Consider the following 25773-nt stretch of genomic DNA (forward strand, 5'->3'; position numbering starts at 1 on the left):
TAAATTCGATTTTTTAATTAAATCGACTCGTCTTTAGATGGTACCCCAGCGCTCGAATAGGAAATGGCCTATGTTTTCGTCGAAAAATAGGACATCGGGCGACTTTTTTGCGTCGCTTCCTATATTACATGGCGCCGAGTAGGGCCGATAATTCGATGGACTTTGGAGTCGGATCGTCATTGCGTCCATGAGCGTAAAGCAATGGGCGCGCGCATGAAGCCCGGCGGGTCTCGTGGCTAATACCCGAATTGATGTGGGACGGGATTTCGGTCGGCTGTTCGTTCGATAGCGATGGTCCTCCATGCTGATGGATGAGCGCTATTTTTTGTTGAAATAGAGAGAGTTCTATGAATAAGTCGTACAAGGTGGTTTGGAATGCGTCCAGCGGTACATGGACGGCCGCCTCGGAGGTAGCGAAATCTTATGCTGGTGGGGCATCGTCGAGGGCTATTTTACGCAAGACGCCTGTGATGTTCGCAGCCGCAGCTATCGGAGTTGTGATGGCCGGGGCTGCGGATCAAGCTTACGCAGCCTCCAATGAGGGCGGTCCGTATTTTGGATGGGAAAGTGGCGATAACAAAAAGTGCGCCAATGGATCGGACGAGAAATTTCGAAATTGCGCAGCGTGGGATGCCGGGTTGACCAATGTTTCCGGAACCACTTTTTCTGTTATGACCAGTGAAAATGGTTTGAACGGAGGAGGTGTGTGGGCTGGGAACAAGTCGGCAGGTTTATTTTTTGGCGGTGGGGCGGAGCAAGGGAAAAGCCGGTTTGTGCTTGATGCTGATGGAACGAGCATTTACGGCCAAAAAGTGACATTGTCATCGGCGAGTGACGTTAATGTTTCAAATTCGAAGATCACATCTCTCGCGGCCGGAGTTGCGGATGACGACGCAGTGACCGTGAAGCAGCTAAAAGATTCGATTGCTGGCATTCCGATTCGCTCAAATTCGATATATGAAGATCTCAATTTTCCTCCCGAGGCGATTAATCGTCAGGACGTCGCCGTAGGTTGGGCCTCGCATGCCGAAGGCGGCGGTATTACACGCAAAGAGGACGAGTGGCAGGTCGCCTCGGCAACGGCACTTGGAGCGCGTGCGCAAGCTAAGGGCGTAGGAGCGGTTGCGCTTGGGGCGAACTCGTGGGCGAAGGGTGATTCCACGTCGGCAATCGGATCGTACACCTATGCGGATGCCCATAACTCCGTTGCGTTGGGTACAGACTCCAAAGCACTTCGCGAGAACTCAGTGTCGATCGGCAGCAAAAATATTCAACGTCAAATTACAAACATGGCGGCTGGTACGGCCGACACCGACGCAACGAATGTGGCTCAGCTGAAAGGCATTGCCACGGCGCTGGGCGGCGGGGCGGGTATCGGGGCTGATGGCAGTGTGACGGCACCGGCATACACGCTGGACAGCGGCAAGACCATTGTTCAAAACGTTGGCGACGCACTGTCGAACCTCGACGGCCGCGTGACGACGAACGCGACGAACGTCGAGAAACTTCAAGGCAACTTTGCTGATACTGGCCTGCTGGACGCGAAAACGGGCAAAGTGACTGCGGCGGTGACGTCGGACCAGATGAATGCCGCGGTTGCGAAGGCTAGTAGTGACCGGCTCGATGCCGGTTGGGTCACGATGGGGAAGGATGCGTACGCAACCAGTAAAAATGTCGCGGTAGGCGTGGGTGCGAAGGCGGATACTGCGGGCGCGGGAACGGGCGTGATTGCTATTGGCGATAACGCAGCAGCCGGTCGGCCGGGGTATTCGGGCGCTATTGCAATTGGCCAGGACGCACGCGCGGTCGATGGCTCGCAAGGCGGCTATATGCGTGCAATAGCAGTCGGAGCAGGCGCGCAGGCGCAAGGGGTTTCTGTTGCCATTGGACCCGATGCTCAGTCCAGCCCAGGTAATGGGGTCGCGTTAGGGCACCAAGCCAGTGTAGGTGCGAATGCTACGTGGGCGGTGGCGCTTGGCACCGGCTCGGCAGCCGATCGAGCCAATACGGTCTCGGTAGGGAACGCCAAATATCAGCGTCAGATCGTGAACGTTGCGGCAGGTACGCAGGATACCGACGTCGTGAACGTTACTCAGTTGAAGGGCGTAGCGACGGCGCTGGGCGGTGGTGCAGGTATTGGCGCCGATGGCAGCGTGACGGCGCCGAAGTACCAGGTCGGCGACAAGACCTACGGTAACGTGGGTGACGCGATCACGGCTGCGGGGGAAACCGGCGGCGGTACGGATCCGAATGCGGTTGCATACGACGATGCGACGAAGGGCACGATCACGCTGTCCGGCGAGAAAGGCACGACGTTGAAGAACGTTGCAGCCGGCGCGGTGAACGCAACGAGCATGGAAGCGGTGAACGGTTCGCAGCTGTACGGCGCGTCGCAGAGCGTCGCGAATGCGTTGGGCGGCGGTGCGACGGTGGACGCGGCAGGCAAGCTGGCGGCACCGACGTACACGCTGAACGGCGGCAAGACCACCGCGCACAACGTTGGCGACGCGGTGTCGAATTTGGACGGCCGTGTGACGACGAACGCGACGAACGTCGAGAAACTGCAAGACAATCTCGTCGAATCCGGTCTGTGGGACAAGGACAAGAACCACGTAATCGCGGCGGTGACGTACGACCGCAAGGCAGACGGTACGGCGGATCGCGGTTCGGTGACGCTGGGCGGTGCGGGCGCAGCAGCGCCGGTGGCGTTGAAGAACGTTGCAGTCGGTACGGCTGACACTGACGCAGCGAACGTGAGCCAGTTGAAAGGCGTTACTACGGCGCTGGGTGGCGGTGCAGGCATCGGCGCCAATGGCAGCGTGACGGCGCCGAAGTACCACGTTGGTGACAAGACCTACGGTAACGTGGGAGACGCGATCACGGCTGCGGCGGAAAGCGGCGGCGGTGGCGGTACGGATCCGAACGCGGTTGCATACGACGATGCGGCGAAGAGCACGGTCACGTTGGCTGGCAAGCAAGGCACGACGTTGAAGAACGTTGCAGCCGGCGCGGTGAACGCGACGAGCATGGAAGCGATGAACGGTTCGCAGCTGTACGGCGCGTCGCAGAGCGTGGCAAGCGCACTGGGCGGTGGTTCGACGGTGGATGCAGCAGGCAAGCTGACGGCACCGGCGTACACGCTGGATGGCGGCAAGACCACCGCACACAACGTTGGCGACGCGATGTCGAATTTGGACGACCGTGTGACGACGAACGCGACGAACGTCGAGAAACTGCAAGGCGATATTGCCGAGTCCGGTTTGATCGACAAGGACACGGGCAAGGCGATCGCGGCGCTGACGTACGACCGCAAGGCAGACGGTACGACGGATCGCGGTTCGTTGACGCTGGGCGGTGCGGGCGCAGTAGCGCCGGTGGCGTTGAAGAACGTTGCAGGCGGGATTTCGGATACCGACGCAGTGAACGTAGGCCAGGTGAAGGGCATCACCACAGCATTGGGCGGCGATGCGGGCATCGGCGCCGATGGCAGCGTGACGGCACCGAAATACCACGTCGGTGACAAGACCTACGGCAACGTCGGTGACGCGATCACGGCCGCGGCGGAAACCGGCGGCGGTGGCAGTACGAATCCGAATGCGGTCTCATACGACGACAAGACCAAAGGGGCGATCACGCTGTCTGGCGAGAAAGGCACGACGTTGAAGAACGTTGCAGCGGGCGTTGCCGAGACCGACGCAGTGAACGTCGGCCAATTGTCGGATGCAACGAAGTCGATTCGCGATTCGCTCTCGGACGGCAGCCTGTCGATGCGTTACATCAAGGTCAAGGCAACGGGGCAAGCCGCAAATGCGATGGGAACCAATACCGTCGCGATCGGCGCGGGCGCAAACGCGACCGGAAATGGCTCGCTGGCCTTGGGTACGGGTTCACGCGCGAATGGACTCAACTCGGTTGCGATCGGCTTCAATTCGGTTGCTACGGAGGCGAACCAGGTATCGGTTGGCGACGTCGGTCGCGAACGTCGCATTTCGAACGTGGCCGACGGTACGGAAGATACCGACGCAGTCAACGTGAATCAACTGACGGAAGCGATCGAAAAGATGACCGACCGGACCGACAAGCTGTCGTCGGAACTCAGGTCGCGGCCTGGCTCGCTGACGGCTAACGTTCTTGCAGCCAAGACAGACTTGGCATCGGTCGACCCATCGAAATTCCTGCAAGTTGCCGGTGCGGGAGCGGACGGTAGTCAGGAAAATACCGCGAACATCGTCGGCGGCGATCCGGCGAGCGACACTGCCGCTGCGATCGGTGTAGGTTCCATTGCCTCGGGCGCGAATGCGGTCGCCCTCGGCGTGCGTAGCTACGCGTACTCGGATGGCGCAGTGGCCATCGGTAACATGGCCCAAACGGGTGCCGGCCAAGCCAATTCGGTGGCCATCGGGTCGAATGTGACGACCAACGGGGAAAGCGCGCTTGCCGTGGGTTCGCAGGCGCGGGCAAACGGTGACAACGCGATCGCGCTCGGCAATAACGGCGTGGCGGCAATCGGCACGAATTCCATTGCGCTCGGTAACAAGGCCAGCTCCGCAGCAGGTGCGACCAATGGCATTGCGCTGGGCGCGTCCGCGAGTGTTGCACGCAACGTGGCCGACTCGATGGCGCTGGGCGCAAATGCCAGCGTCGAAAAAGGTGCGAATAGTGCGGTCGCACTGGGTACCGGTTCCAAGGCGACGCGCGCCAATACCGTTTCGGTGGGTAATGCCGGAAGCGAGCGCCAGATCGTGAACGTCGCGGCGGGTACGCAAGGCACCGACGCGGTGAACGTGACGCAGCTCAGTGGCGTAACGACGGTGCTGGGTGGCGGTGCGGGCATCGACGCCGATGGCAGCGTGACGGCACCGAAGTATCACGTCGGCGACAAAACCTACGGTAACGTCGGTGACGCAATTACGGCTGCGGCGGAAAGCGGCGGTGGTGGCGGTACGAATCCGAACGCGGTTGCATACGACGATGCGACGAAGAGCACGATCACGCTGGCTGGCAAGCAAGGCACGACGCTGAAGAACGTTGCGGCCGGCGCGGTGAATGCGACGAGCATGGAAGCGATGAACGGTTCGCAGCTGTACGGCACGTCGCAGAGCGTGGCGAGTGTGCTGGGCGGCGGTTCGACGGTGGACGCAGCAGGCAAGCTGACGGCACCGGCGTATACGCTGGACAGCGGCAAGACGACTGTGCACAACGTTGGCGACGCATTCTCGAACCTGGACGGCCGCGTGACGACGAACGCGATGAACGTCGAGAAGCTGCAAGGCGATATTGCCGAGTCCGGCCTGGTGGACAAGGACACCGGCAAGGCGATTGCGGCGCTGACGTACGACCGTAAGGAAGACGGCACGACGGATCGCCGTTCGGTGACGCTTGGCGGTGCGGGCGCCGTAGCGCCGGTGGCGTTGAAGAACGTTGCAGGCGGGATTTCGAATACCGACGCAGTGAACATAGGCCAGATGAAGGGCATCACCACGGCATTGGGCGGCGATGCGGGTATCGGCGCCGACGGCAGCGTGAAGGCACCGACGTATCACATCGGTGACAAGACCTACGCTAACGTGGGTGACGCGCTTGCAGCCGCGGCAGCAAGCGGTGGCGGTGGTACGGATTCGAATGCGGTTTTGTACGACGATGCAGCCAAGAGCGCAGTCACGCTGTCTGGCGAGAAAGGCACGACGCTGAAGAACGTTGCAGCTGGCGCTGTGAATGCGGATAGCACGGACGCGGTGAACGGTTCGCAGCTGTATGGCGCCGCGCAAAGTGTGGCGAGCGCGCTGGGTGGTGAGTCGAAGGTAGACGAAACAGGTAAGGTGACGGCACCGACGTATAAGCTGGACGGCGACAAGACCACGGCGAAAAACGTTGGCGAAGCGGTGTCGAACCTTGACGGCCGTGTGACGGCGGTTGCGACGAATGTGGACAAACTGCAAGGCGATATTGCCGAGTCCGGTCTGATCGACAAGGACACGGGCAAGGTGGTCGCGGCAGTGACGTACGACCGTAACGACGGCACGGCGGAGGGCAGCTCGGTGACGCTGGGCGGCGCGGGCGCGGCAGCGCCGGTGGCCTTGAAAAACGTTGCAGATGGCGCGGTGACCCAGACGAGCACGGATGCGCTGAACGGCTCGCAGCTGTACGGCGCGTCGCAGAGTGTGGCGAGTGCGCTGGGCGGTGATTCGACTGTGGACGTAGGCGGTACGGTGACGGCGCCGACGTACACGCTGGACGGCGGCAAGACCACGGCGAAAAACGTTGGCGAAGCGGTGTCGAACCTTGACGGCCGTGTGACGACGAACACGGCGAACGTCGAGAAACTGCAAGGCGATTTTGCTAATTCGGGTCTGGCGGACAAGGACACGGGCAAGGCGATTGCGGCGCTGACGTACGACCGTAAGGCAGACGGCACGGCGGATCGTGGTTCGGTGACGCTGGGCGGCGCAGGCGCAAAGGACCCGGTGGCGTTGAAGAACGTTGCAATGGGCATCGGCGACACCGATGCGGCGAACGTGAGTCAGGTGAAAGGCATTACCACGGCGCTGGGCGGTGGTGCGGGCATCGGTGACGACGGCAGCGTGACGGCACCGAAGTATCACATTGGCGATAAAACCTACGGTAACGTTGGCGACGCGCTCGCAGCCGCGGCAGCGAGCGGAGGCGGCGGTACGGATTCGAATGCGGTCTTGTACGACGACGCAGCCAAAACCGCTGTCACGCTGTCTGGCGAGAAAGGCACGACGTTGAAGAACGTTGCAGCCGGCGCGGTGAATGCGACGAGCATGGAAGCGATGAACGGTTCGCAGCTGTACGGTACGTCGCAAAGTGTGGCGAGTGCACTGGGCGGTGGTTCGACGGTGGATGCGGCCGGCAAGGTGACGGCGCCGACGATCCGCGTCGGCAACAAGACCTACGGCAACGTCAGTGACGCGATTGCGGCCGCAGCAGCCAGCGGCGGCGGTGGTGGTGGTAAAGGCTCGAGCTTCGTCACGATCGATGGTATGGGCTCGGACGGTAGCCGGTTCAACACCGCGAGCATTGCGACGGGCGATCCGGAGAGTACGACAGCCGCCGCGATCGGTGTGGACGCTCATGCGGCCGGAGCGAACGCGATTGCGCTGGGCCTGAACACCGGGGCGCTGTCGAACGAATCGGTTGCGATCGGCAATATGGCGCAAACGGGCTCGGATCAAGCGTACTCGGTGGCCATTGGTTCATGGGTGACGACCAATGGCGCGGGAGCGCTGGCGATCGGCTCGAACGCGAAGGCAAACGGCGAGAACGCGGTCGCGGTCGGCAATAACGGCATCAAGGCAATCGGTGAAAGCTCGATCGCGATTGGCAATGCCGCCGAAGCCGCAGTGGGTGCGACCAATGGCATTGCGCTGGGCACGGGTGCGAGCGTTGTGCCGAACGTGACCAATGCGATGGCGCTGGGTGCCAATACGAGCGTGGAAGGCACGGCGAACGGTGCCGTGGCGCTGGGCGCAGGCGCGAAGGCGACGCGCGCCAATACCGTTTCGGTGGGTAGCGCTGGAAGCGAGCGCCAGATCGTGAATGTTGCGGCGGGTACGCAAGGCACCGACGCGGTGAACGTGGCGCAGCTGAGCGGCGTAACGACCGCGCTCGGCGGTGGCGCGGGCATCGGCGCCGATGGCAGCGTGACGGCACCGAAGTATCACGTCGGCGACAAGACCTACGGTAACGTGGGTGACGCGATTACGGCCGCGGTGGAGATTGGTAGCAGCAAGGATCCGAACGCGGTTGCATATGACGATGCGGCGAAGAGCACGGTCACGCTGGCTGGCGAGCAAGGCACGACGCTGAAGAACGTTGCGGCCGGCGCGGTGAATGCGACGAGCATGGAAGCCGTGAACGGCTCGCAGCTGTACGGCGCGTCGCAGAGCGTGGCAAGCGCACTGGGGGGCGGTTCGACGGTGGACGCAGCAGGCAAGGTGACGGCACCGGCGTATACGCTGGACGGTGGCAAGACGACCGCGCAAAACGTTGGCGACGCGGTGTCGAACCTGGACGGCCGCGTGACGACGAACGCGACGAACCTCGAGAAGCTGCAAAACGATATTGCCGAATCCGGTCTGGTGGACAAGGACACGGGCAAGGTGATCGCGGCGGTGACGTACGACCGTAAGGAGGACGGCACGGCAGATCGTGGCTCGGTGACGCTTGGCGGTGCAGGCGTAGTAGCGCCGGTAGCGTTGAAGAACGTCGCAGCTGGTGCGGTGAATGCAACGAGCACGGAAGCGCTGAACGGCTCGCAGCTGTACGGCGCGTCGCAGAGCGTGGCGAGCGCACTGGGAGGCGGTTCGACGGTAGACGCAGCGGGCAAGGTGACTGCACCCAACTACCACGTCGGCGATAAGACCTACGGTAACGTGGGTGACGCGATCGTTGCCGCAGCCGAAATGGGTAGCGGTACGGACCCGAACGCGGTTGCATACGACGATGAAGCCAAGAGTGCGGTCACGCTGGCTGGCGAGCAAGGCACGACGCTGAAGAACGTTGCAGCGGGCGCGGTGAATGCGACGAGCATGGAAGCGGTGAACGGCTCGCAGCTGTACGGCACGTCGCAAAGCGTGGCGAGTGCGCTGGGCGGCGGTTCGACGGTGGACGCAGCAGGCAAGCTGACGGCACCGGCATATACGCTGGACGGCGGCAAGACGACCGCGCAAAACGTTGGCGACGCGGTGTCGAACCTGGACGGCCGTGTGACGACGAATGCGACGAACGTCGAGAAGCTGCAAGACGATATTTCCGAGTCCGGTCTGGTGGACAAGGACACGGGCAAGGTAATCGCGGCGGTGACGTACGACCGCAAGGAAGACGGCACGGCAGATCGTGGCTCGGTGACGCTTGGCGGTGCGGGTGCAAAAGATCCGGTGGCGTTGAAGAACGTCGCAGCAGGCGTGGATGATACTGACGCGGTGAACTTGGGTCAGCTGAACACCGGGTTGTCCGATGTGAAGCGCGAGCTGGCTGAAGGCAACATCGATCTGAAGTACATCAAGGTCCGGGCCAGCGGCGCACCCGCGACCGCCACCGGTGCTCAGTCTGTCGCGATTGGTTCAAAGGCCCTGGCAGGCGGTTCGAATACATTGGCGTTGGGTACCGGTGCGCGTGCGCTGGCGAGCGGATCGGTTGCGCTGGGTGCCAATTCCGTTGCGAACGAAGCGATGACGGTGTCCGTCGGTGATGACGGGACCGAACGCAAGATCGTCCACGTGAAAGCGGGGGACGTCACCGCCAGGAGTACGGATGCGATCAATGGATCGCAGTTGTTCGAGGCGCTGGGCAAACTGAAATCCCATGTCGCAGCTGAGCAGTCGCACCTGTTGTCTCGGGTCAACGCGCTTGCGGATTCGGACGAGCCGAATTCCCTGGTCGTGGTCGACGGTATGGGGGGGACGAACTCGGCGAGTATCAGCGGGGGCGATCCGGATACCACGACGGCCGCCGCGATCGGCGTGGAGGCTCATGCGGCCGGGGCGAACGCGATCGCGCTCGGCCTGAATACCGGGGCGCTGTCGGACGAATCAGTTGCGATCGGCAATATGGCGCAAACGGGCGCGGACCAGGCGTACTCGGTGGCCATCGGTTCGAAGGTGACGACCAACGGCGCGGGAGCGCTGGCGATCGGCTCGAACGCGAAGGCAAACGGCGAGAACGCGGTCGCGGTCGGCAATAACGGCATCAAGGCAATCGGTGAAAGCTCGATCGCGATTGGCAATGCAGCAGAAGCTGCAGTAGGGGCGACCAATGGCATTGCGATGGGCACGAGTGCGAGCGTTGCACCGAACGTGGCCAATGCGATGGCGCTGGGTGCCAATACGAGCGTCGAGGGCACGGCGAACGGTGCCGTGGCGCTGGGCGCAGGCGCGAAGGCGACGCGTGCCAATACCGTTTCGGTGGGTAGCGCCGGAAGCGAGCGCCAGATCGTGAACGTCGCGGCGGGTACGCAAGGGACCGACGCGGTGAATGTGGCACAGCTGAGCGGCGTAACGACTGCGCTGGGCGGCGGTGCGGGCATCGGCGCCGATGGCAGCGTGACGGCGCCGAAGTATCACGTCGGCGACAAGACCTACGGTAACGTCGGCGACGCGATCGCGGCTGCAGCGGCAAGCGGCGGCGGTAGCGGTACGGATCCGAACGCGGTGGCGTACGACGATGCGGCGAAGAGCACGGTCACGCTGGCTGGCGAGCAAGGCACGACGCTGAAGAACGTTGCGGCCGGCGCGGTGAATGCGACGAGCATGGACGCGGTGAACGGCTCGCAACTGCATGGTACGTCGCAGAGCATGGCCACCGCGCTCGGCGGCGGCTCGCAGGTAGGCACCGACGGCACGATCTCGGCGCCCAGCTACTCGCTCGCGGGCGGCACGACGACGGTGAACAGTGTCGGTGCGGCGATCGGCAATCTCGACGGGCGGGTAACGGCCAACACGGGCGACATCTCGACCCTGAAGGATACGATCGCGAGCAGCGGTCTGATCGATCCGGAAACCGGGCACGCGGTCGCAGCGGTGCGCTACGATCGCAACGAAGACGGTTCGGCGAATCGTGCGTCGGTCACGCTCGGGGATGCCGGTACAGCGGTTGGCCTGCACAACGTGGCGGCCGGAGCGGTAAGCGCGACGAGCACCGATGTGGTGAACGGCTCGCAACTGCACGGCACGGCCACGAGCGTCGCGAATGCGATCGGAGGCGACACGACCGTCGATGAAAACGGGCAGGTTGCGGTCAATTCGATCGAAGTGGGCGGTCACAAGTACGCGACCGTCTCGCAGGCGGTGCAGGCGGCTGCGGCGTATGGCGCCACCGATTCGCTGGCGGTGCGCTACGACGTCGACTCGCACGGCAACCCGAACTACGGTTCGGTGACGCTGGGCGGCCCTGCGGCGGCGCCGGTGATGCTGACCAACGTTGCCGACGGCAAGAGCCAGTACGACGCAGTGAACTACGGCCAGTTGTCGTCGCTGAAGAGCGACTTCGACAATCGCCTCGGCACGATGGACGATCGCGTCAGCAAGATCGAAACCACCGGCGGTTCGGGCGGTGACTCGCGCCGTACGGTCGGCAACGACCTGATCAGCGGTTCGGGCGAAGCGGGCCAGGCGGTGACGGCGGCCCAATCCGGTAACGGCAGCAACAACGTCGCGATGGGTTCGGGCTCGACGATCGACGACGATGCCGGCAACGCCACGGCAGTCGGCGCGAACGCGACGGTGCGCGCCGCGGGCGGCACGGCGATTGGCGCAGGTGCTGATGCGCACGCGGCCAATAGCACCGTGATCGGCCAGGACGCGTCGGCTCGCGGCGAGAACAGCACGGCGATCGGTCAGGGTGCGAAGGCCCGCGGCGACAACAGCGTTGCGATTGGTGCAGGCTCCGTCGCGAACGAGGACAACACGGTCTCGTTCGGTGACGGCTCCGACCAGGGCAAGCGCCGGATCGTCAATATCGCGGATGGCGTGAATGCGTCGGATGCGGCGACCAAGGGGCAGCTCGACCGGGCGGTTGGCGGGCTGCAAGGTCAGATCAACGGCGTATCGCGCAATGCCTATTCGGGTATCGCGGCGGCAACGGCGTTGACGATGATCCCGGGTGTTGACCCTGGCAAGACGCTGTCGTTCGGTATCGGCAGTGCGAGCTACAAGGGCTATCAGGCGGTCGCGTTCGGCGGGGAGGCCCGCATCAACAAGAACCTGAAGATGAAGGCCGGTGTGGGCTTGTCGAGCGGTGGTAACACTGTCGGCCTGGGGGCATCGTATCAGTGGTAACTGCCTGACTGGCGGAGCGGGGCAACCCGCTCCCGTTTTTCCGGACCCGCCGCGCGCGGGTCTTTTTTTATATACGCCCAGCTGCCGCGCTTCGGGGCCGTCATCCCGGTGAACCGCGTCCGCATGAACGGCAAGGTGATTATCGGTTTTGCAACTGGAATAATCTAATTAAGATGATTGGGTGGCGAGGTGTTGCGGATTGTCACGGTAGGCTTGATCGATTTTAGAGCGTTAAAGAAAATTCATGTTTTCCAAATATAATTAAAACCATGATGGTTCTGTTGATGGTTTTTCTTGCGATTGTCGGTACGGCTTTTGTCGCTCTTGGCGTGAACGGGGTAAGGCGTTCGCGAAAATATAGGCGGCACTCGGAAAGTGGTTCGGGGGCCGAGCGTCAAAGTTTTGCGAAGGGAGTTGAGCCGCTCGCGCCGGGGCGTGCGCAGTTCGGGGGCGAGTTGCTTGTGGAGCGTGGACGAGCGGCCGGAACGGCAGTGCCTGACGTCGGAAGTCATCCAGACTGCACGGATAAGCTCACCGCGAGGCGCGGTCCAATGATAAAAAGCGAGCCGAAACCTTTGCTCGCGGGGGCAGCTCCTCATGGACATCGGACACTTACCGCTGCGCAAGAGTCAGCGTTTTATGATCGATTGTGCACTGCATTGCCGGAGGCGGACATTTTCAAGAAAGTTGCTTTGAAAGAGCTCGTTGATGTTGAGAATGATGATAAATCGGATATCAAATCATATAATAAAAAGGTTTTCGATTTCGCGGTTCGTGGGAGCGATGGTCGTTTGTTGTATGCTATCGAGTTGGATGATAGGTCGAATGCGTGGCAATATACCCGCCGAGATGATTTGTTGGAAGATGACGTTGCGCGGGCCATCGGATTGCGCGTGATGCGGTATTGGAGCGTCAAGACTGATTTGACCGTGCTGAGGCGAGATTTTGAGTCGTGCGCGGCTCGCTCATTTGGACGGCGGAATTAACCGGTTATTTCATGACAACTTGGGGCGTGGTTGATCCCTACAGGTGCGATCGACATCGACTGCTGACAGATATGCCGAGACACGTCATTCAATGATGCAATTCAATATGGCAGAAGGGGTGCTGGCTTCCAGCCTGCAGGTGCTTCCGACATTCGACCTGATCGGGATCGTTGTTGCGCTTGTACTGGGCGGAATGGCCAAGGGCATCACCGGCATCGGCGTGCCGCTGATCGCGATGCCGATCGTCAGCCAGTTCATGCCGATTCGGGATGCAGTATTGCTGCTGTCCATGCCGATCATTCTCGGCAACATTCCGCAGGCGCTCGAAGGTGGCCAGGTGCTTGCGACGGCGCGGAAGATCGCCGCGCCGATCGCGGGGACGGTGTTAGGTAATATCGTCGGCGTGGCGATCCTGCTTTCGCTGAACTCGGGTCACGCACAGGTAGCCTCTGGCGCAGTACTGATTGTGGTCGCGACACTGATGCTCGCGGCACCGAAGTTCAATTTGGCACCCGCGTGGCGCCAACCTGTTGGTTTCGCGCTCGGCTTCGGTGCGGCAGTGACGGAGAGCATTGCATCGGTTCCCGGCCCGTTGCTTGCCACTTACCTGATTTCGTCCGGCGCGAGCGGCCGGGCGTTTACGAAGCAGATCGCGATCATCCTCGTGGTTTCGGTCGTCACGCTGCTCACTACGTTCAGCGGCGCCGCGCAGGCGAGCGGTGCGGATCTCGCGATCTCGGCGGCCGCCACGCTGCCAGCGATTGCCGGCATGTGGCTGGTTCGTCCGCTGCGGGACAAGATGTCCCCTGAAATTTTCAGGAAGGTCGTCCTGCTGTTCGTGCTCGTCGCAGCGGGGCAAATGATCTGGAAATCCGGCGTGTTTCGACACGGCGGATCACTCGCCACGCGTGCGTGCCTTGTCAAGCCGTGTGATGAGTTGTTCGACTTTGGTGCAAAAGACCGCCAATGCCGCCTCTTGACCCGAGAGGTCACCTAGCCGAAGTTGGGCGGCCAGTTTTTCACCGTAATCCCCCAAAGCACCTGAGCCGAACAATTTGCTTGCGCCAGCTATCCGATGGATGCGGTCGGCGGCGGCTACCGCGTTTTTGTCGGCTACTGCTGCCTGAAGGAAAGCAATATCCTTCAAGGTCTCTGTCACGAACCCTTGAATCAGTATCGGCGGGTATGCACCTTCTTCGGGCGAGAAATTCCGGGCCAGACTGCTCGTCGAGTCTGTCCGGGTCGAGCAAGGCGAAATTCCGATCCAATGCGCGAGTTTGTCACGCAGCACGGCCAAGGTTGTCGGTTTGACGAGCAGGCCGTCCATGCCGGCTTCCGCGCATCGGGTTGCTTCATCGGGCAACGCGCTTGCAGTCAAGGCAACAATGGGGGTATCCCGTGATCGATGTTCCCGGGAGCGGATGCGTTTCGTCAATTCATAGCCGTCCATCTCCGGCATCGCGCAATCGGTGAGTATCAATGCGAAGTCGGAATCGTCCAGTACTCGGAGTGCGTCCATGCCGTTGGATACCGCAACAGCGGTGTAACCGAGTCGTTCAAGTTGCGCCTTGATGACCAGGCGATTGACCGGATGGTCGTCGACGACAAGAACTTGAATTCCCGACGTTTGATATTCGACCTGCAGATGCCGGATATCGGTCTCGGCGGATTGAGTTGCACCGACGACATGTAGACAAAGTGCTTCGACCGCGGAGTACATCAACGGATTGTGGCTGAGCCGACACGTGCCGTCAGCCGCGATCTCGTAGCCCGTTGGAATCGGGTCGACCGTTAGTCCGATAGCTGGCTTGTCGTTATCGATTGCCTCGAGTCGACTTTCGTCGACAAAGTGTATGTCCGCCTGTGCGGCGGCTCCGGCAGGGATGATGCCTAGCGGTGTCAAGAGTTCGCGTAACGCTGCGGCTAGCGCCGGGTCGGACGACGCGATATGTGCATGTTTTCCCGCTAGCGGCGTGGAACGGATCTGCAGCTGTACGTCCAGGTCCAGTTCAACCGTGACTCGAGTGCCGAAACCCGGCGTGCTCTCGATGTGAATGGATCCATGCATCAGCTCGACCAAGCGTTTGCAAATGGCCAAACCCAATCCAGTGCCGCCGAAGCGACGTACGATCGAAGTGTCGGCCTGCGTGAAGGGCGCGAACAGGCATTGCAGTTGCGCGGGCGCGATGCCGATGCCCGTGTCATGTACCGTGAAGTGCACACGTTGGCACGCTTCCCGTTGGTCGAGGACGGAGATGCGGATGCCGACCTCGCCGTTTTCCGTGAACTTGATCGCGTTGCTTATCAGATTGATGAGAATCTGGCGAAGGCGCAGACCGTCGACCTTCAATTCGGCGGCGAGTTGGTTACTGACGGCATTGCGGACGATAAGGCCCTTATCGTGAGCCAACGTCGAGGCCATGGCGCTGACGCCGTCCACGAGCGCCCGTAGATCAGTCGGTTCCGTCACGATCTCCAGGTGTCCGGCATCTATCTTCGAGAAATCGAGAACGTCGTCGAGAATCTGCATCAACGTCATCGCAGATTCCCCGATCATGTGAAGCATCCGTTGCTGCTTTGTGCTCAACGATTCGTGGCGCAACAGTTCCAACATCCCTATGATCCCGTTCATCGGCGTGCGGATCTCGTGGCTCATGGTGGCGAGAAATCGCGACTTCGACGCTGCCGCTATTTCAGCCGCTTCTTTCGCACGGGCGAGCTCTTCCCCCTGCGCCTTCGCGTGAGTGACGTCCGACCAGACTCCGCTCCAGAACATCGTGCCGTCTGGCTCCGTTTGCGGCGTCGCTTCGGTGTGGATCCATCGCTCGCGGCCATGTGACACACATCGAAAATCGATGGAGATCGGCGTCATGGTAAGCGCCGAGTACTTGACGGCGGTTTTAATGAGAGGCCTGTCGTCGGGGTGAACCCGCGAGAGCGCCGCAAGCGCATCGGCTTCCATCGTCGGCGCATCCAGATCCCACATGGCACGCGTATTACCGCCTACATAGGGAAACCTTGGCGCACCATCCGGTGTACGACGAAGTTCGAAGACGACCACCGGAAGATGAGAAGTCACGCGTCTTAAACGCTGATCCAGAGCACGCGCACGTTGTTCCGCGTCGCGAATGGTCGTCACATCGACCAACGTCACGAGAAGGCCGCCTGGTTTTCCGCTTGGTAATTGAAACGGATGCATCCAGTACAACCAGGATCGCAGCTTATGGTCGCCGTCCATCAGGTTGACCTCGGCATGATGGGCTCGATTTTGATCCTGGACTTGCTCGCTCATCGTGTGGATTTGCATACTCCATGAGGGCTCCACCGGTAAAGCTTCCAGCGTTGTTCGACCAATCAAGTCCTCGCGCTTCACCGAGAATGCGGTTTCATAGGCATGGTTGAGCGCGATATATCGGTTCGCACTATCTTTGGCGGCCAGCGGATACGGTAGTGACTCCATTAGCGCTTCACGAAAGCTAAGCTGGTCTGCCAGCTCATGCTCGACCGCCAGCCGCTGACGGACCTCGTGACGAAGCCGGATGTACGCGATGATAATGATCGCCAATATGACCGCAGCACCTAGTAACGTAAGCTCGAAGGTCCTCCATGGCAGTCCGACTGAATAGCGAGGCCAAAGCCAACGGCTTCGAATCCGTTGCTGCTCCATTTTTGGCATCGCGGCGATCGCATGATTGATTATAGGTACCAGTCTCTCATAGCGGCGGTTTATTGAAATGGTCAACCGACTCTCGATATTGGCAGGTGATGCAATCTTGAGAGCACCCGGAAAATAGCTTCTGATGTTGAAATCGACGATCGCTGCGTTTCCGAGATACGCGTCGGCGCGCCCCTCCGCTACCTCTTGCATCGCGTGATAGGCGTTCGCGGCCACGGCAATATCGGCGTCTGGAAGTTGGCGCAATACCTGAGCGGGAAGCTCGCTTGGATCCGAAATAACGATTCGACGGCCAGCGAGATCGACGATGCCTTGCGGCAGCGCGTGGGGACGGGTAACGATGACGTCGGGAAGGGTAATAAACGGGGTGCTGTAGAGCAAGTCGTCGCCGTGCCCCGTCGGTGTATTGACAGGCGCGGCGGCATCCACTTCACCTGATCGCGCCAGGGACAAGGTTTCTGCCCACGACTTCGTTTTCACCAGTGCGAAGCGGATGCCAAGGGATTTCGAGATATATGCCAGATAGTCGGCGACGATGCCACTCGGGCGACCATTGGCATCAATGTAGGCGATCGGTGCCCAGTCAGGGTCAATGCCAAGTTTGATCGGAGGCAGCGAAGCCAGCCAGCGTCGCTCATCTGCCGTGAGTGCCAAACCGTGGGCCTCGTCAGGAATCTGCGGCGGCGACACCGGGTTTGTCGGCGAAGGTAGGGTCAACCGAAGCGCTGATGCTTCGATATTTTCAACCGTTGCCGAATCGATCAGACTCATAGTCAGGACGACTATGGCAATGAGACTGCTCGACCGGGCACTTATCCAAAAGGTATTCTTCAAAATAACGGATTATGTGGAGTACGTTGCAACGCGCGCCGTATACGGCGTTTCAACGCGCCGTGTACCTCATCGCTTTGGGGCATGGATCCTGAGCCGGGAGAACCGTGACGTCCAATGGCGCTCGCAGCGAGGAGGGTAGTGTCAACCGTTGAGCCCGAGATTGGCGACGTACTCGTAGAGTTCCGCATCGCTTTTGAGGCCAAGCTTGCGCTTTGCCGATATCTTGGCCCAGCTGACCGTTTTGATTGTCCGATGGAGAACCTGGCTGACTTCAGCCGGTGATTTACCGCTGCCGAGAAGGCGTAACACTTCGAGCTCTCGAGGAGTCAAATTAGCAGCACGCCGGCTTTCCGCTTCGGTCAGCCCAAGCTTCGATAGTTCGAGCTGCAGCTTGGCACTGATGTAGACTGCCCCTCTCAGGGCGGCACGGACGGCGGCGAACAGTTCGGCCCTTTCCGCTCCTTTCTCGACGATACCCAGCACACCTTCGTTCAACATCGCGCGTAACAGCCCGGCATTTGCCATGTTTGTGAGCACGATGACCGGTAAGGCTGCGTGTTCTCGTCGAATGATCGAGAGCATAGGCAATCCGTCGACACGTCCGGCGTTAGGCATCGAGAAATCGGTAATCACGACATCGCACGCGACGCGTGCCAAGATCGACATCAACTCCCTGGAGTCGCGAGCCTCCCCCACGACCTCGAGGCCGTTCTGCTCGATCAGAACGCGGCAGCCGAGCAGCATGATCGGATGGTCGTCTGCGAGTACAACACGGCATGCCATTCCAGACTCCCCACTAATTAGTATCGGCCGAGTTTGCCAAATGATATGGGGCCGATGTGCGCCAACCAAAAAGCCAGATTACGCCTGTGCGCTTCTCATAAATATCAGAATTGTCTGATTTCGAAAGTGCGCGCATCACTTTATATTGTTTTTTGATCGCGCCATGCCACGCCGGCACTCCTCTGAAAGGTCTTCATTCCGGACGTACCCGCCTCGTGATGTGGGCGCCCCAAAGCCGTGATGGCAATTCCTATGGGAGAAAAGCAATGCCAGTTGTCACCTTGAAGCTGCTGAAAGGCGCGTTTTCGCAAGAGAAGACGCAGCAGATGATGGATGGTGTTACCGACGCGATTGCGGCAATAGCGGGAGAGTATATTCGTCCGCATATGGTCGTCATTGTGGAGGAAGTGCCGGACGGGCTCTACTCATCGGGAGGCCACAAGGTGACGTTGAAGACGATCGACATGCTACGCATGAGAGGCGCCAAATCCTCTAACTAAGGACCTATCCGTGATTTCGTGGATGGGCATATCATGAGGTGTAAAAGTCATGGATATGCCGCCAATGAAGAAGAAACAGACGGTGGCGTCCAAGGCAGCGGCCCGTGGGCCGCTGCCTGAATTGCCCAAGCCACTGCTGAACCAGTTGGTCAAGGGGCCGATGACGCCTGCCGAGGTACCGGACCTGATGCTGGCGTTCAACAAGACAGTCATCGAGCGCGCGATGGGCGCCGAGATGAATCTGCATCTGGCTACCTGCAGGGCCAGTCCAAGCCGCCTGGGCAGGCCAACGAGCGCAACGGCGCCAGCGGCGAAACGGTCATCACCGATCGCGGCCCGGTCCGGGGCGACGTCCCCCGCGATCGCGACAGCAGCTTCGAGCCGATCCTGATTCCCAAGCATGAGCGCCGCTTCACCGGCTTTGACGAACGCATCATCGCGGTGAACAGGGGCGCGTTCTGCACAAGCATTCCGGATCAATCGCGACCCCATTGGGCAAGCATAGCGACTGGCGTGCTTGCGGCGGAGCCGACATCGATGGTGATTCTCCAGGCACCGGCCACGACTCCGTAGATGCTGCTGCCGGGAGAGTCCTGCTCGCGATGGCTGCCACCATCGTGCTTGCGCCTGAGTACGCTGCTGCGGATGCAAGTCGGGGGCGGATGGGAATCGGCCGACGCCGGATTGCGCTGATTCGTCCTTGGCTGATTTACGGCGGTCGGAACCCACAGCGATACTCGGCACTTCATTCAAATTGACGGAGGGGCGACGCGTCACGTGTCGGCAGAATCGTCGCTCACATACGGATATGCAGGACATTACCGGTCGTTTCGCGCTCCCGCTTACGCCCCCTTTTTCGGATGTGCCACCGCCGTACGGTCGGTGCCGTAGCATGTGTGAGAAAAGGGGCGGCCCCGGGCCACGCGTGTTCGACTTGTGCTCCCACGGAATCTCGCGTGAGCAAGCAAAAGCGTCCGCGGCGGATTTCGGATCCGGCAACGCTGCATGGCTGCGTCAGCGTCCTGCGTCCCGTTCGTTGCGGCGGACGCTTGCCGCTGGCCTTGTGTTCGTGGCGTCGTGCTGCCTTGCGACACATGTGCTCGAGAACGGGCCAGCACATCCATCTCCAGGCACCGTTTACCGGGGCTCCATCTCGGGTGTGTCGACGCGGCAATCGGTACCAGCGCGCGTATCGGCCGCTGATGACGTAGAGGTGGAGGTGGCGCTGGGGCCGTATTCGCATGCCATGTCACGGCATGAGGTATCGCATCGTGACCCGGTGCGCAACGCTGCCGCCCCGACGGCAGTGACGAAGTCTCACAACCGTGGCGGGCACACCTCGGTGCGAACGATGCGCACGAACGTGCAAGCCAAGGCCGAGCATGGAGTGCCGGTAGAGCGCTTGGCCGAAGGACTTGACATGACCGACGCTGAATTCGCGCACTGGCGGGAAGTGACACGGGATCATTCCCGCCGTCGAGAGCCCCTCTCCGAACTGGGCGAGTGGCACTTCGACTCCATCAACCACCCGCGCCTGATCCCGTATTGACAGTGGGCGACGCGTTCACGACCCAGCCGAAATCCTCGCGATCCGGAAGCCGTTCCGCCAGTGGGCACCCCATGACGCGTGATCGAACAATGCCATTCGATCGGGCGCGACATGCCATCTGCGCTGAGAACGGCAGGCATGAGCCACGTGCACATACCAGACGGGCTGCGCATGTAGGTTACCAACGCATCTAAGCGCCTTTCGCGCGCCATGGTCTTCGCAATGATGCACGACGAATGTGCTTTTTTTGCGCCGACGATGAGAATTTTCTAGTCCCTTGCGGCGATGTCGAGCGCTATTGTTCAGGCATTGGATTTCGCGCGACCGTCGGTGTCACGATCTCCAGCTTGGGATAGCGTACTGTCGCAGTGACTTGATACCTTCTGTCGTGTCGGAGGTGTCGCCACGACAGTTTTTTGATAGTCATGTTTGGAATTTCCATCGATGAGTTTTATTGATCGAGAGAGCTATTCGAGTTCGTTTTCGTCCGGCATGAATGCAGATGATTTTATTTCGACACGGAAGATAAATATTGTCGTCGCAGACTCCTATCCGATGATAGTGCAGGGCCTGCGTCACATTTTCTCGAGTGTGGAAAGTATGCAAATCGTCGCCGAGGCGCATACGTTGTCCGGCATGGCCTCGATGTTGAGCACTTGCGAATGTGATGTGTTGATTTGCGATTATGCATTTGGCGACGATCCGGAGCCGGACGGGATGCGAATGCTTGAAACCATCCGCAGAAACCATCCGAACGTGAAGATTATCCTGTTGGCCGAGTTGAGGGATGGACTGTCCGTCCAGCGCGTGATGAAAAAGGGCGTATCGGCATTCGTTGTGAAATCGAGTGACGATTCACTTTCCTTGCCGAAAATCGTCGATAAAGTCATGCGCGGGAAAAGGTATGTGGATCCGGACATTGCGGGAGATATGCTGTGCGATTCGGGTCGAGGTGGTGACGGGCAGGTGCGAACCAATTTATTGTCACCGCGCGAGCTTGATGTGGTACGGCTTCTGTCGCGCGGAATGGCAGTCGGCGAAATCGCCGAAAAGCTCAGTCGAAGTCGGAAAACGATCAGTACGCAAAAGGCAAACGCAATGAAGAAGTTCGGCGTGAAGACCAATGTCGATCTGGTAGACGCCGTGCGGGATATGCTTTGGCGAGGCTAGCTGATTTTTTGATGCGGTTTGGTCATTTTATGAAGATAATTCTTTTCAATGAAAGGGCCGCCCGCGCCATCGTTAAATTACGTTTTCGAGCTCGACGTGATTGAAGATCGTAGGAAATTCCCGCTCTTATGCCCCGCTTTTGTAATGATAGCCGTATTACTTTCCTCGTAAGGCGGGACGCAACGCTACGGCACCGTGATGGCACGGGGCATGTACAACGATGTAGTTGACGGAACGCGATGGGCGGCGGTGCCGGTTACTCGCGCGCTGGAAAATCGACGTCCTGAAAAGGCAGTCAACCTGAGCGTCGCATCGGTCGACGCCTGCAGTTGGACATTTCAGGACGCTATCGACGATCTCATGGGGCAAGGCGTGACGGTTGTCGCTGCCGCCAGCAATGATGTCGTTAGCGAGATCGATGCATCGCCGGGTTGTCGGGATATGATTTCAGTGACGAAAAGCAACCAGGCCGGTCGTCGCGTGCTCGGCGGCAATACGCATTCACGTGTGACGCTGAGCTCACCGGGGACGAACATCGGGACTCTCTCCCATACCGGTACGCGAGCACCGGCCGATGCGTCCCACGGCGATATGCATGGCACTAGTCTCGCGGCACCCCAGGTGTCGGGCGTGGTATCGCTGATGTTGACGACCAACCCTTGGTTGGCCCCCGCTGAGGTCGCGAGCATTTTGAAGCGCACGGCACGTTTTGCGTCAATTGCGCCGGAGACACGATCGCGCAGGGTGATTTCGCCGAGAGGTGGCATACACGATGCAGCAGGCTGCTGTATCGACTGCTGCCGCCGAGCGGAATAGCCCGACCCGCTAATGAAAGGGCTGACTTTCATTTTAGAGGTGGCGCTCGCCACAATCCGATTTTTCGCGCCGGGTGGCCACACTATTCACGCTGTGCGGCCATCAACGTGCTGAGTCTGGTGGTCAACTGCTCGACTTGTGCGAAAAACGCCGCCAGTGCTGCCTCCTGGCCCGTCACGCCATCCTCTCGAAGTCGCTCGGATAATCGCTCGCCGGCATCAGCCAGGACGTCCGAGCCGAATAATTTGCTGGCGCCGGCGATGCGGTGGATATGCTCGGCCGCCGCCACTGCGTTGCCGCTTTGTATTGCGGCCTGAAGGAAGGCCATATCCTTCGCGGTCTCGACCAGAAATCCCCGGATCAGCTTGGGCAAGTGCGTGCGTTCTTCAGGCGAGACGGGCGGGGAAAGCCAGCGCATGGCGTCTGTCTGTATCTGGCAAGGCGACGCCGGCACCCAGCGCGCGAGCTGCTCGCGCAGTGCCGCCAGCGTGGTGGGTTTGACGAGCAGGCCGTCCATGCCGGCTTCGGCGCACCGAATCGCTTCGTCGGGCAATGCATTGGCCGTCAACGCAAGAATGGGGATGCGCCGCGATCGGGGCTCGCGGGAGCGGATACGTCTCGCCAGGTCGTAACCATCCATGTCCGGCATCGCGCAATCGCTGAGCACCAGCGCGATACCGGAATCGTCCAGCGCGTGCAGTGCGTCCGTGCCGTTGGAGACCGCAATGGCGGTATAGCCGAGTCGGGCGAGTTGCGCCTCGATGACGAGCCGATTGATCGGATGGTCGTCCACGACGAGGATTCGAATACCCGACGACGGATATTCAACGGATGGAGGACGGGTATCGGTCCCTGCGAAGCGAGGTGCGGCAGTGGCATGAAGGCACAATGCCTCGACCGCGGCGCATGTCAACGGATTGTGGCTGAGCCGACACGTGCCGTCGGGCGAGATCTCGTAGCCCGTCGGGATGGGTTCGTCGGTCAGGCCGATAACGAGCCCGTCGTCGCGGATTTCGAAGAGCCGGCATTCGTCCACAAAGCGTATGTCTGCCCGCGACGTATCGCCGGTCACGACGACGCCGAGCGGCATCAGAACTTCGCGCAGCGCGGCCGCGAGCGCTATGTCGGATAAGTCGATACTGGCCTGCTTGCCTGCGACCGGCGTAGACCGAGCCACAAGATGGACGTTCAGGTCGAATTCGACGATGACGTGCGTACCGACACGCGGCGTGCTTTCGATGCGAATGGAGCCCTGCATCAGTTCGACCAGTCGTTTGCAGATGGCCAGCCCCAGACCGGTGCCGCCGAAGCGGCGCGAGATCGACGTGTCGGCCTGGGTGAAAGGCGCGAACAGACATTGCAGTTGCGCCGGGGTGATGCCGATGCCCGTGTCGTGTACCGTGAAGCGAACGCGCTGGCACGCATTGCGGTAGTCGATAATCTCGACGCGTACGCCGACCTCGCCGCTTTCCGTGAACTTGATTGCGTTGCTCATCAGGTTGAATAGAATCTGGCGAAGACGCAGGCCGTCTATCTCGAGTTCAGCGGCGAGTCGGTGGCTGACGAAATTGCGCACGACGAGGCCCTTGTCGTGGGCGAGTGTGGCGGCTACCCCACTGACGCCGTCCAGGAGCGCGCGCAGGTCGGTCGGTTCGGTCACGATTTCCAACTGTCCTGCATCGATCTTCGAGAAGTCCAAGACGTCGTCGAGAATCTGCATCAACGTCATCGCGGATTCCCCGATCATGTGAAGCATGCGCTGCTGCCTGATGCTCAACGACTCGTGTCGCAACAGCTCGAGCATCCCTATGATCCCGTTCATCGGTGTGCGTATCTCGTGGCTCATGGTGGCGAGAAATCTCGCTTTCGATGCCGCGGCCAATTCGGCCGCTTCTTTCGCACGGGCCAGTTCCCTGGCTTGCGCCTTGATGTGAGTGACATCCGACCAGACGCCACTCCAGAATATCGTCCCGTCATGCTCGGTTTGGGGCGTCGCTTCCGTGTGAATCCAGCGCTCGCATCCCTGGGAACGGCAGCGAAAATCGATGGAAACCCGCTGCATGGTCCGTGCGGAATGCCTGACAGCCGATTTGATGAGAGGTCGGTCATCGGGATGCACCCGTGAAAGCGCCGTCAGCGCATCGTCTTCCATCGTTTGCGCATCCAGATCCCACATGGCGCGGGTATTGCCTCCGACATAAGGAAAACGGAGCACGCCATCCGGGGTGCGACGCAATTCGAAGACGACCGCCGGAAGATGGGCGGTCACGCGCCTCAATCGTTGATCCAGTGCACGTGCACGCTGTTCTGCATCACGAATCGTGGTGACATCCACCAACGTGACGAGCAGCCCGCCCGGCTTTCCGCTCGGCAATTGAAAGGGATGCATCCAGTACAGCCAGGACCGCTGCTTCTGGTCGCGATCCATCAGGTTGACCTCGGCGTGATGAGGTTGTTGCTGATCCTGAACTCGCTCGCTCATCGCGTGGATGCTCCGATTCCATTGGGGATCCAGCGGCGACGCGTCGAGCATCGTTTTACCGATCAGCTCGTCGCGCTTCACCGAGAATGCAGTTTCATAAGCGTGATTGAGTGCGATATATCGGTTCGCGCTATCTTTCGCGACCAATGGGTATGGAAGGGATTCCATCAGCGCTTCGCGGAAGCTGAGCTGATCGGCCAGTTCGCGCTCAACTGCCAATCGCCGGCGGACCTCGCGGCGCAGCCGGACGTATGCAGTGGTAATGGTTGCCAATACGATCGCGGTGCCGAGCAACACAAGCTCGAACGTTTTCCATGGCAGGCCCGCCGAATATCGAGGCCACAGCCATCGGCTTCGAATGCGTTGTTGTTCCCTCTTGGGGATAGCTGCAATCGCGCGGTTGATCAGGGGAATCAGTCGTTCGTAGCGGCGGTTGACTGCAATACTCAGCCGGCTGTCGAGATCGGCCGGCGACGCGATCTTGAGAATGCCGGGGAAATAGTTCCGGATGTTGAAATCGACGATCGCCGCGTTTCCGACATAGGCATCGGCACGTCCTTCTGCCACCGCGCTCATCGCTTGATGAGCGCTCGCGGCCATGACGATTTCCGCGTCGCGCATCTGTTGCCGTACCGTGGCGGGAAGCTCGCTGGGATCCGAGACCGCTATCCGGCGGCCGGCTAGATCGACGATGCCTTGCGGCGACACGTGAGGTCGCGTCACGACCACGTCCGGGAGCGTGATGAACGGGACGCTATAGAGCAAGACCCCGTCACGGGCGACCGGCGTATTGACCGGTACGGCAGCATCCAGTTCACCCGACTGCGCGCGAGACAAGGTTTCCGCCCACGAATTCGTTTTCACGACAGCAAAGCGAATGCCGAGCGATGCCGAGATATGTTCCAGATAGTCCGCAGCAATGCCGCTCGGGCGATCGTTCGCGTCAAGGTAGGCAATGGGCGCCCATTCCGGGTCCACGCCCAGTTTGATCGGGGGAAGCGAGGCCAGCCAGCTACGGTCTTCCGGCGTAAGCGTCAAGTGCTCGACCCTGCGATGGGTTTGTATCGGTACCGTCGGTTCCTTCGGCCAGGGCACCGCCGACCGAAGCGTCGATTCTCCGACATTTACAACCGTTACGGACTCGATCGGGCACGTGCTCAGGACCGCGACGACGACAGC

General features: G+C 60.5%; 10 protein-coding genes and 1 pseudogene. 8 read left to right on the forward strand and 3 right to left on the reverse strand.

Features of this window, described 5'->3' with window-relative positions; translation table 11 throughout:
* The first annotated feature begins 347 nt into the window (after nucleotides 1-347).
* The 3 genes from LGM42_RS33075 (at nucleotide 348) to LGM42_RS23885 (ending at nucleotide 13781) form a co-directional block, all read left to right on the forward strand.
* Nucleotides 348-11798 carry a YadA-like family protein gene (locus LGM42_RS33075; RefSeq protein WP_264168362.1) on the forward strand — a complete coding sequence of 3817 codons (11451 nt, stop codon included), beginning with the start codon at nucleotides 348-350 and terminating at the stop codon, nucleotides 11796-11798.
* A 269-nt stretch (nucleotides 11799-12067) separates the two neighbouring features.
* A complete protein-coding gene (locus tag LGM42_RS23880; RefSeq protein ID WP_226233353.1) occupies nucleotides 12068-12784 on the forward strand; it encodes a DUF2726 domain-containing protein in 717 nt (238 codons plus the stop codon).
* Between the two features lie 91 nt (nucleotides 12785-12875).
* Nucleotides 12876-13781, forward strand: a complete 906-nt coding sequence (locus LGM42_RS23885) for a sulfite exporter TauE/SafE family protein (RefSeq protein ID WP_226233354.1) — start codon at nucleotides 12876-12878, stop codon at nucleotides 13779-13781.
* On the opposite strand, the gene LGM42_RS23890 is transcribed toward LGM42_RS23885, so the two are convergent.
* The gene (locus LGM42_RS23890; RefSeq protein ID WP_226233355.1) at nucleotides 13680-17231 is read right to left on the reverse strand and encodes an ATP-binding protein; all 3552 of its coding nucleotides are present in this window, start codon (nucleotides 17229-17231) and stop codon (nucleotides 13680-13682) included. The genes LGM42_RS23885 and LGM42_RS23890 overlap by 102 nt on opposite strands.
* 204 nt (nucleotides 17232-17435) lie before the next feature.
* The gene (locus LGM42_RS23895; RefSeq protein ID WP_060314373.1) at nucleotides 17436-18077 is read right to left on the reverse strand and encodes a response regulator transcription factor; all 642 of its coding nucleotides are present in this window, start codon (nucleotides 18075-18077) and stop codon (nucleotides 17436-17438) included.
* 266 nt (nucleotides 18078-18343) lie between these two features.
* Between LGM42_RS23895 and LGM42_RS23900 the strand changes: the two genes are divergently transcribed.
* The 5 genes and pseudogenes from LGM42_RS23900 (at nucleotide 18344) to LGM42_RS23920 (ending at nucleotide 22112) form a co-directional block, all read left to right on the forward strand.
* Nucleotides 18344-18577, forward strand: a complete 234-nt coding sequence (locus LGM42_RS23900; protein ID WP_226233356.1) for a tautomerase family protein — start codon at nucleotides 18344-18346, stop codon at nucleotides 18575-18577.
* Between the two features lie 49 nt (nucleotides 18578-18626).
* Nucleotides 18627-19021: pseudogene (locus LGM42_RS23905) on the forward strand (transposase); the annotation flags it as partial.
* A gap of 907 nt (nucleotides 19022-19928) precedes the next feature.
* A complete protein-coding gene (locus LGM42_RS23910; protein WP_155644557.1) occupies nucleotides 19929-20126 on the forward strand; it encodes a hypothetical protein in 198 nt (65 codons plus the stop codon).
* A gap of 444 nt (nucleotides 20127-20570) precedes the next feature.
* Nucleotides 20571-21296 carry a response regulator transcription factor gene (locus LGM42_RS23915; protein ID WP_226233357.1) on the forward strand — a complete coding sequence of 242 codons (726 nt, stop codon included), beginning with the start codon at nucleotides 20571-20573 and terminating at the stop codon, nucleotides 21294-21296.
* A gap of 210 nt (nucleotides 21297-21506) precedes the next feature.
* Nucleotides 21507-22112 carry a S8 family serine peptidase gene (locus tag LGM42_RS23920; protein WP_226233359.1) on the forward strand — a complete coding sequence of 202 codons (606 nt, stop codon included), beginning with the start codon at nucleotides 21507-21509 and terminating at the stop codon, nucleotides 22110-22112.
* A gap of 82 nt (nucleotides 22113-22194) precedes the next feature.
* On the opposite strand, the gene LGM42_RS23925 is transcribed toward LGM42_RS23920, so the two are convergent.
* A complete protein-coding gene (locus LGM42_RS23925; RefSeq protein WP_226233361.1) occupies nucleotides 22195-25632 on the reverse strand; it encodes an ATP-binding protein in 3438 nt (1145 codons plus the stop codon).
* Nucleotides 25633-25773: the final 141 nt, after the last annotated feature.

The organism is Burkholderia sp. AU39826, from assembly GCF_020419965.1.
GTDB classification, from domain to species: Bacteria; Pseudomonadota; Gammaproteobacteria; order Burkholderiales; family Burkholderiaceae; genus Burkholderia; species Burkholderia semiarida.

Excerpts from the sequence above, each read along its gene's own strand:
- LGM42_RS33075 (WP_264168362.1), top strand. The coding sequence starts at position 348 with ATGAATAAGTCGTACAAGGTGGTTTGGAATGCGTCCAGCGGTACATGG.
- LGM42_RS23880 (WP_226233353.1), top strand. The coding sequence starts at position 12,068 with ATGATGGTTCTGTTGATGGTTTTTCTTGCGATTGTCGGTACGGCTTTT.
- LGM42_RS23885 (WP_226233354.1), top strand. The coding sequence starts at position 12,876 with ATGATGCAATTCAATATGGCAGAAGGGGTGCTGGCTTCCAGCCTGCAG.
- LGM42_RS23890 (WP_226233355.1), bottom strand. The coding sequence starts at position 17,231 with ATGAGTCTGATCGATTCGGCAACGGTTGAAAATATCGAAGCATCAGCG.
- LGM42_RS23895 (WP_060314373.1), bottom strand. The coding sequence starts at position 18,077 with ATGGCATGCCGTGTTGTACTCGCAGACGACCATCCGATCATGCTGCTC.
- LGM42_RS23900 (WP_226233356.1), top strand. The coding sequence starts at position 18,344 with ATGCCAGTTGTCACCTTGAAGCTGCTGAAAGGCGCGTTTTCGCAAGAG.
- LGM42_RS23910 (WP_155644557.1), top strand. The coding sequence starts at position 19,929 with ATGCGCACGAACGTGCAAGCCAAGGCCGAGCATGGAGTGCCGGTAGAG.
- LGM42_RS23915 (WP_226233357.1), top strand. The coding sequence starts at position 20,571 with ATGAGTTTTATTGATCGAGAGAGCTATTCGAGTTCGTTTTCGTCCGGC.
- LGM42_RS23920 (WP_226233359.1), top strand. The coding sequence starts at position 21,507 with ATGTACAACGATGTAGTTGACGGAACGCGATGGGCGGCGGTGCCGGTT.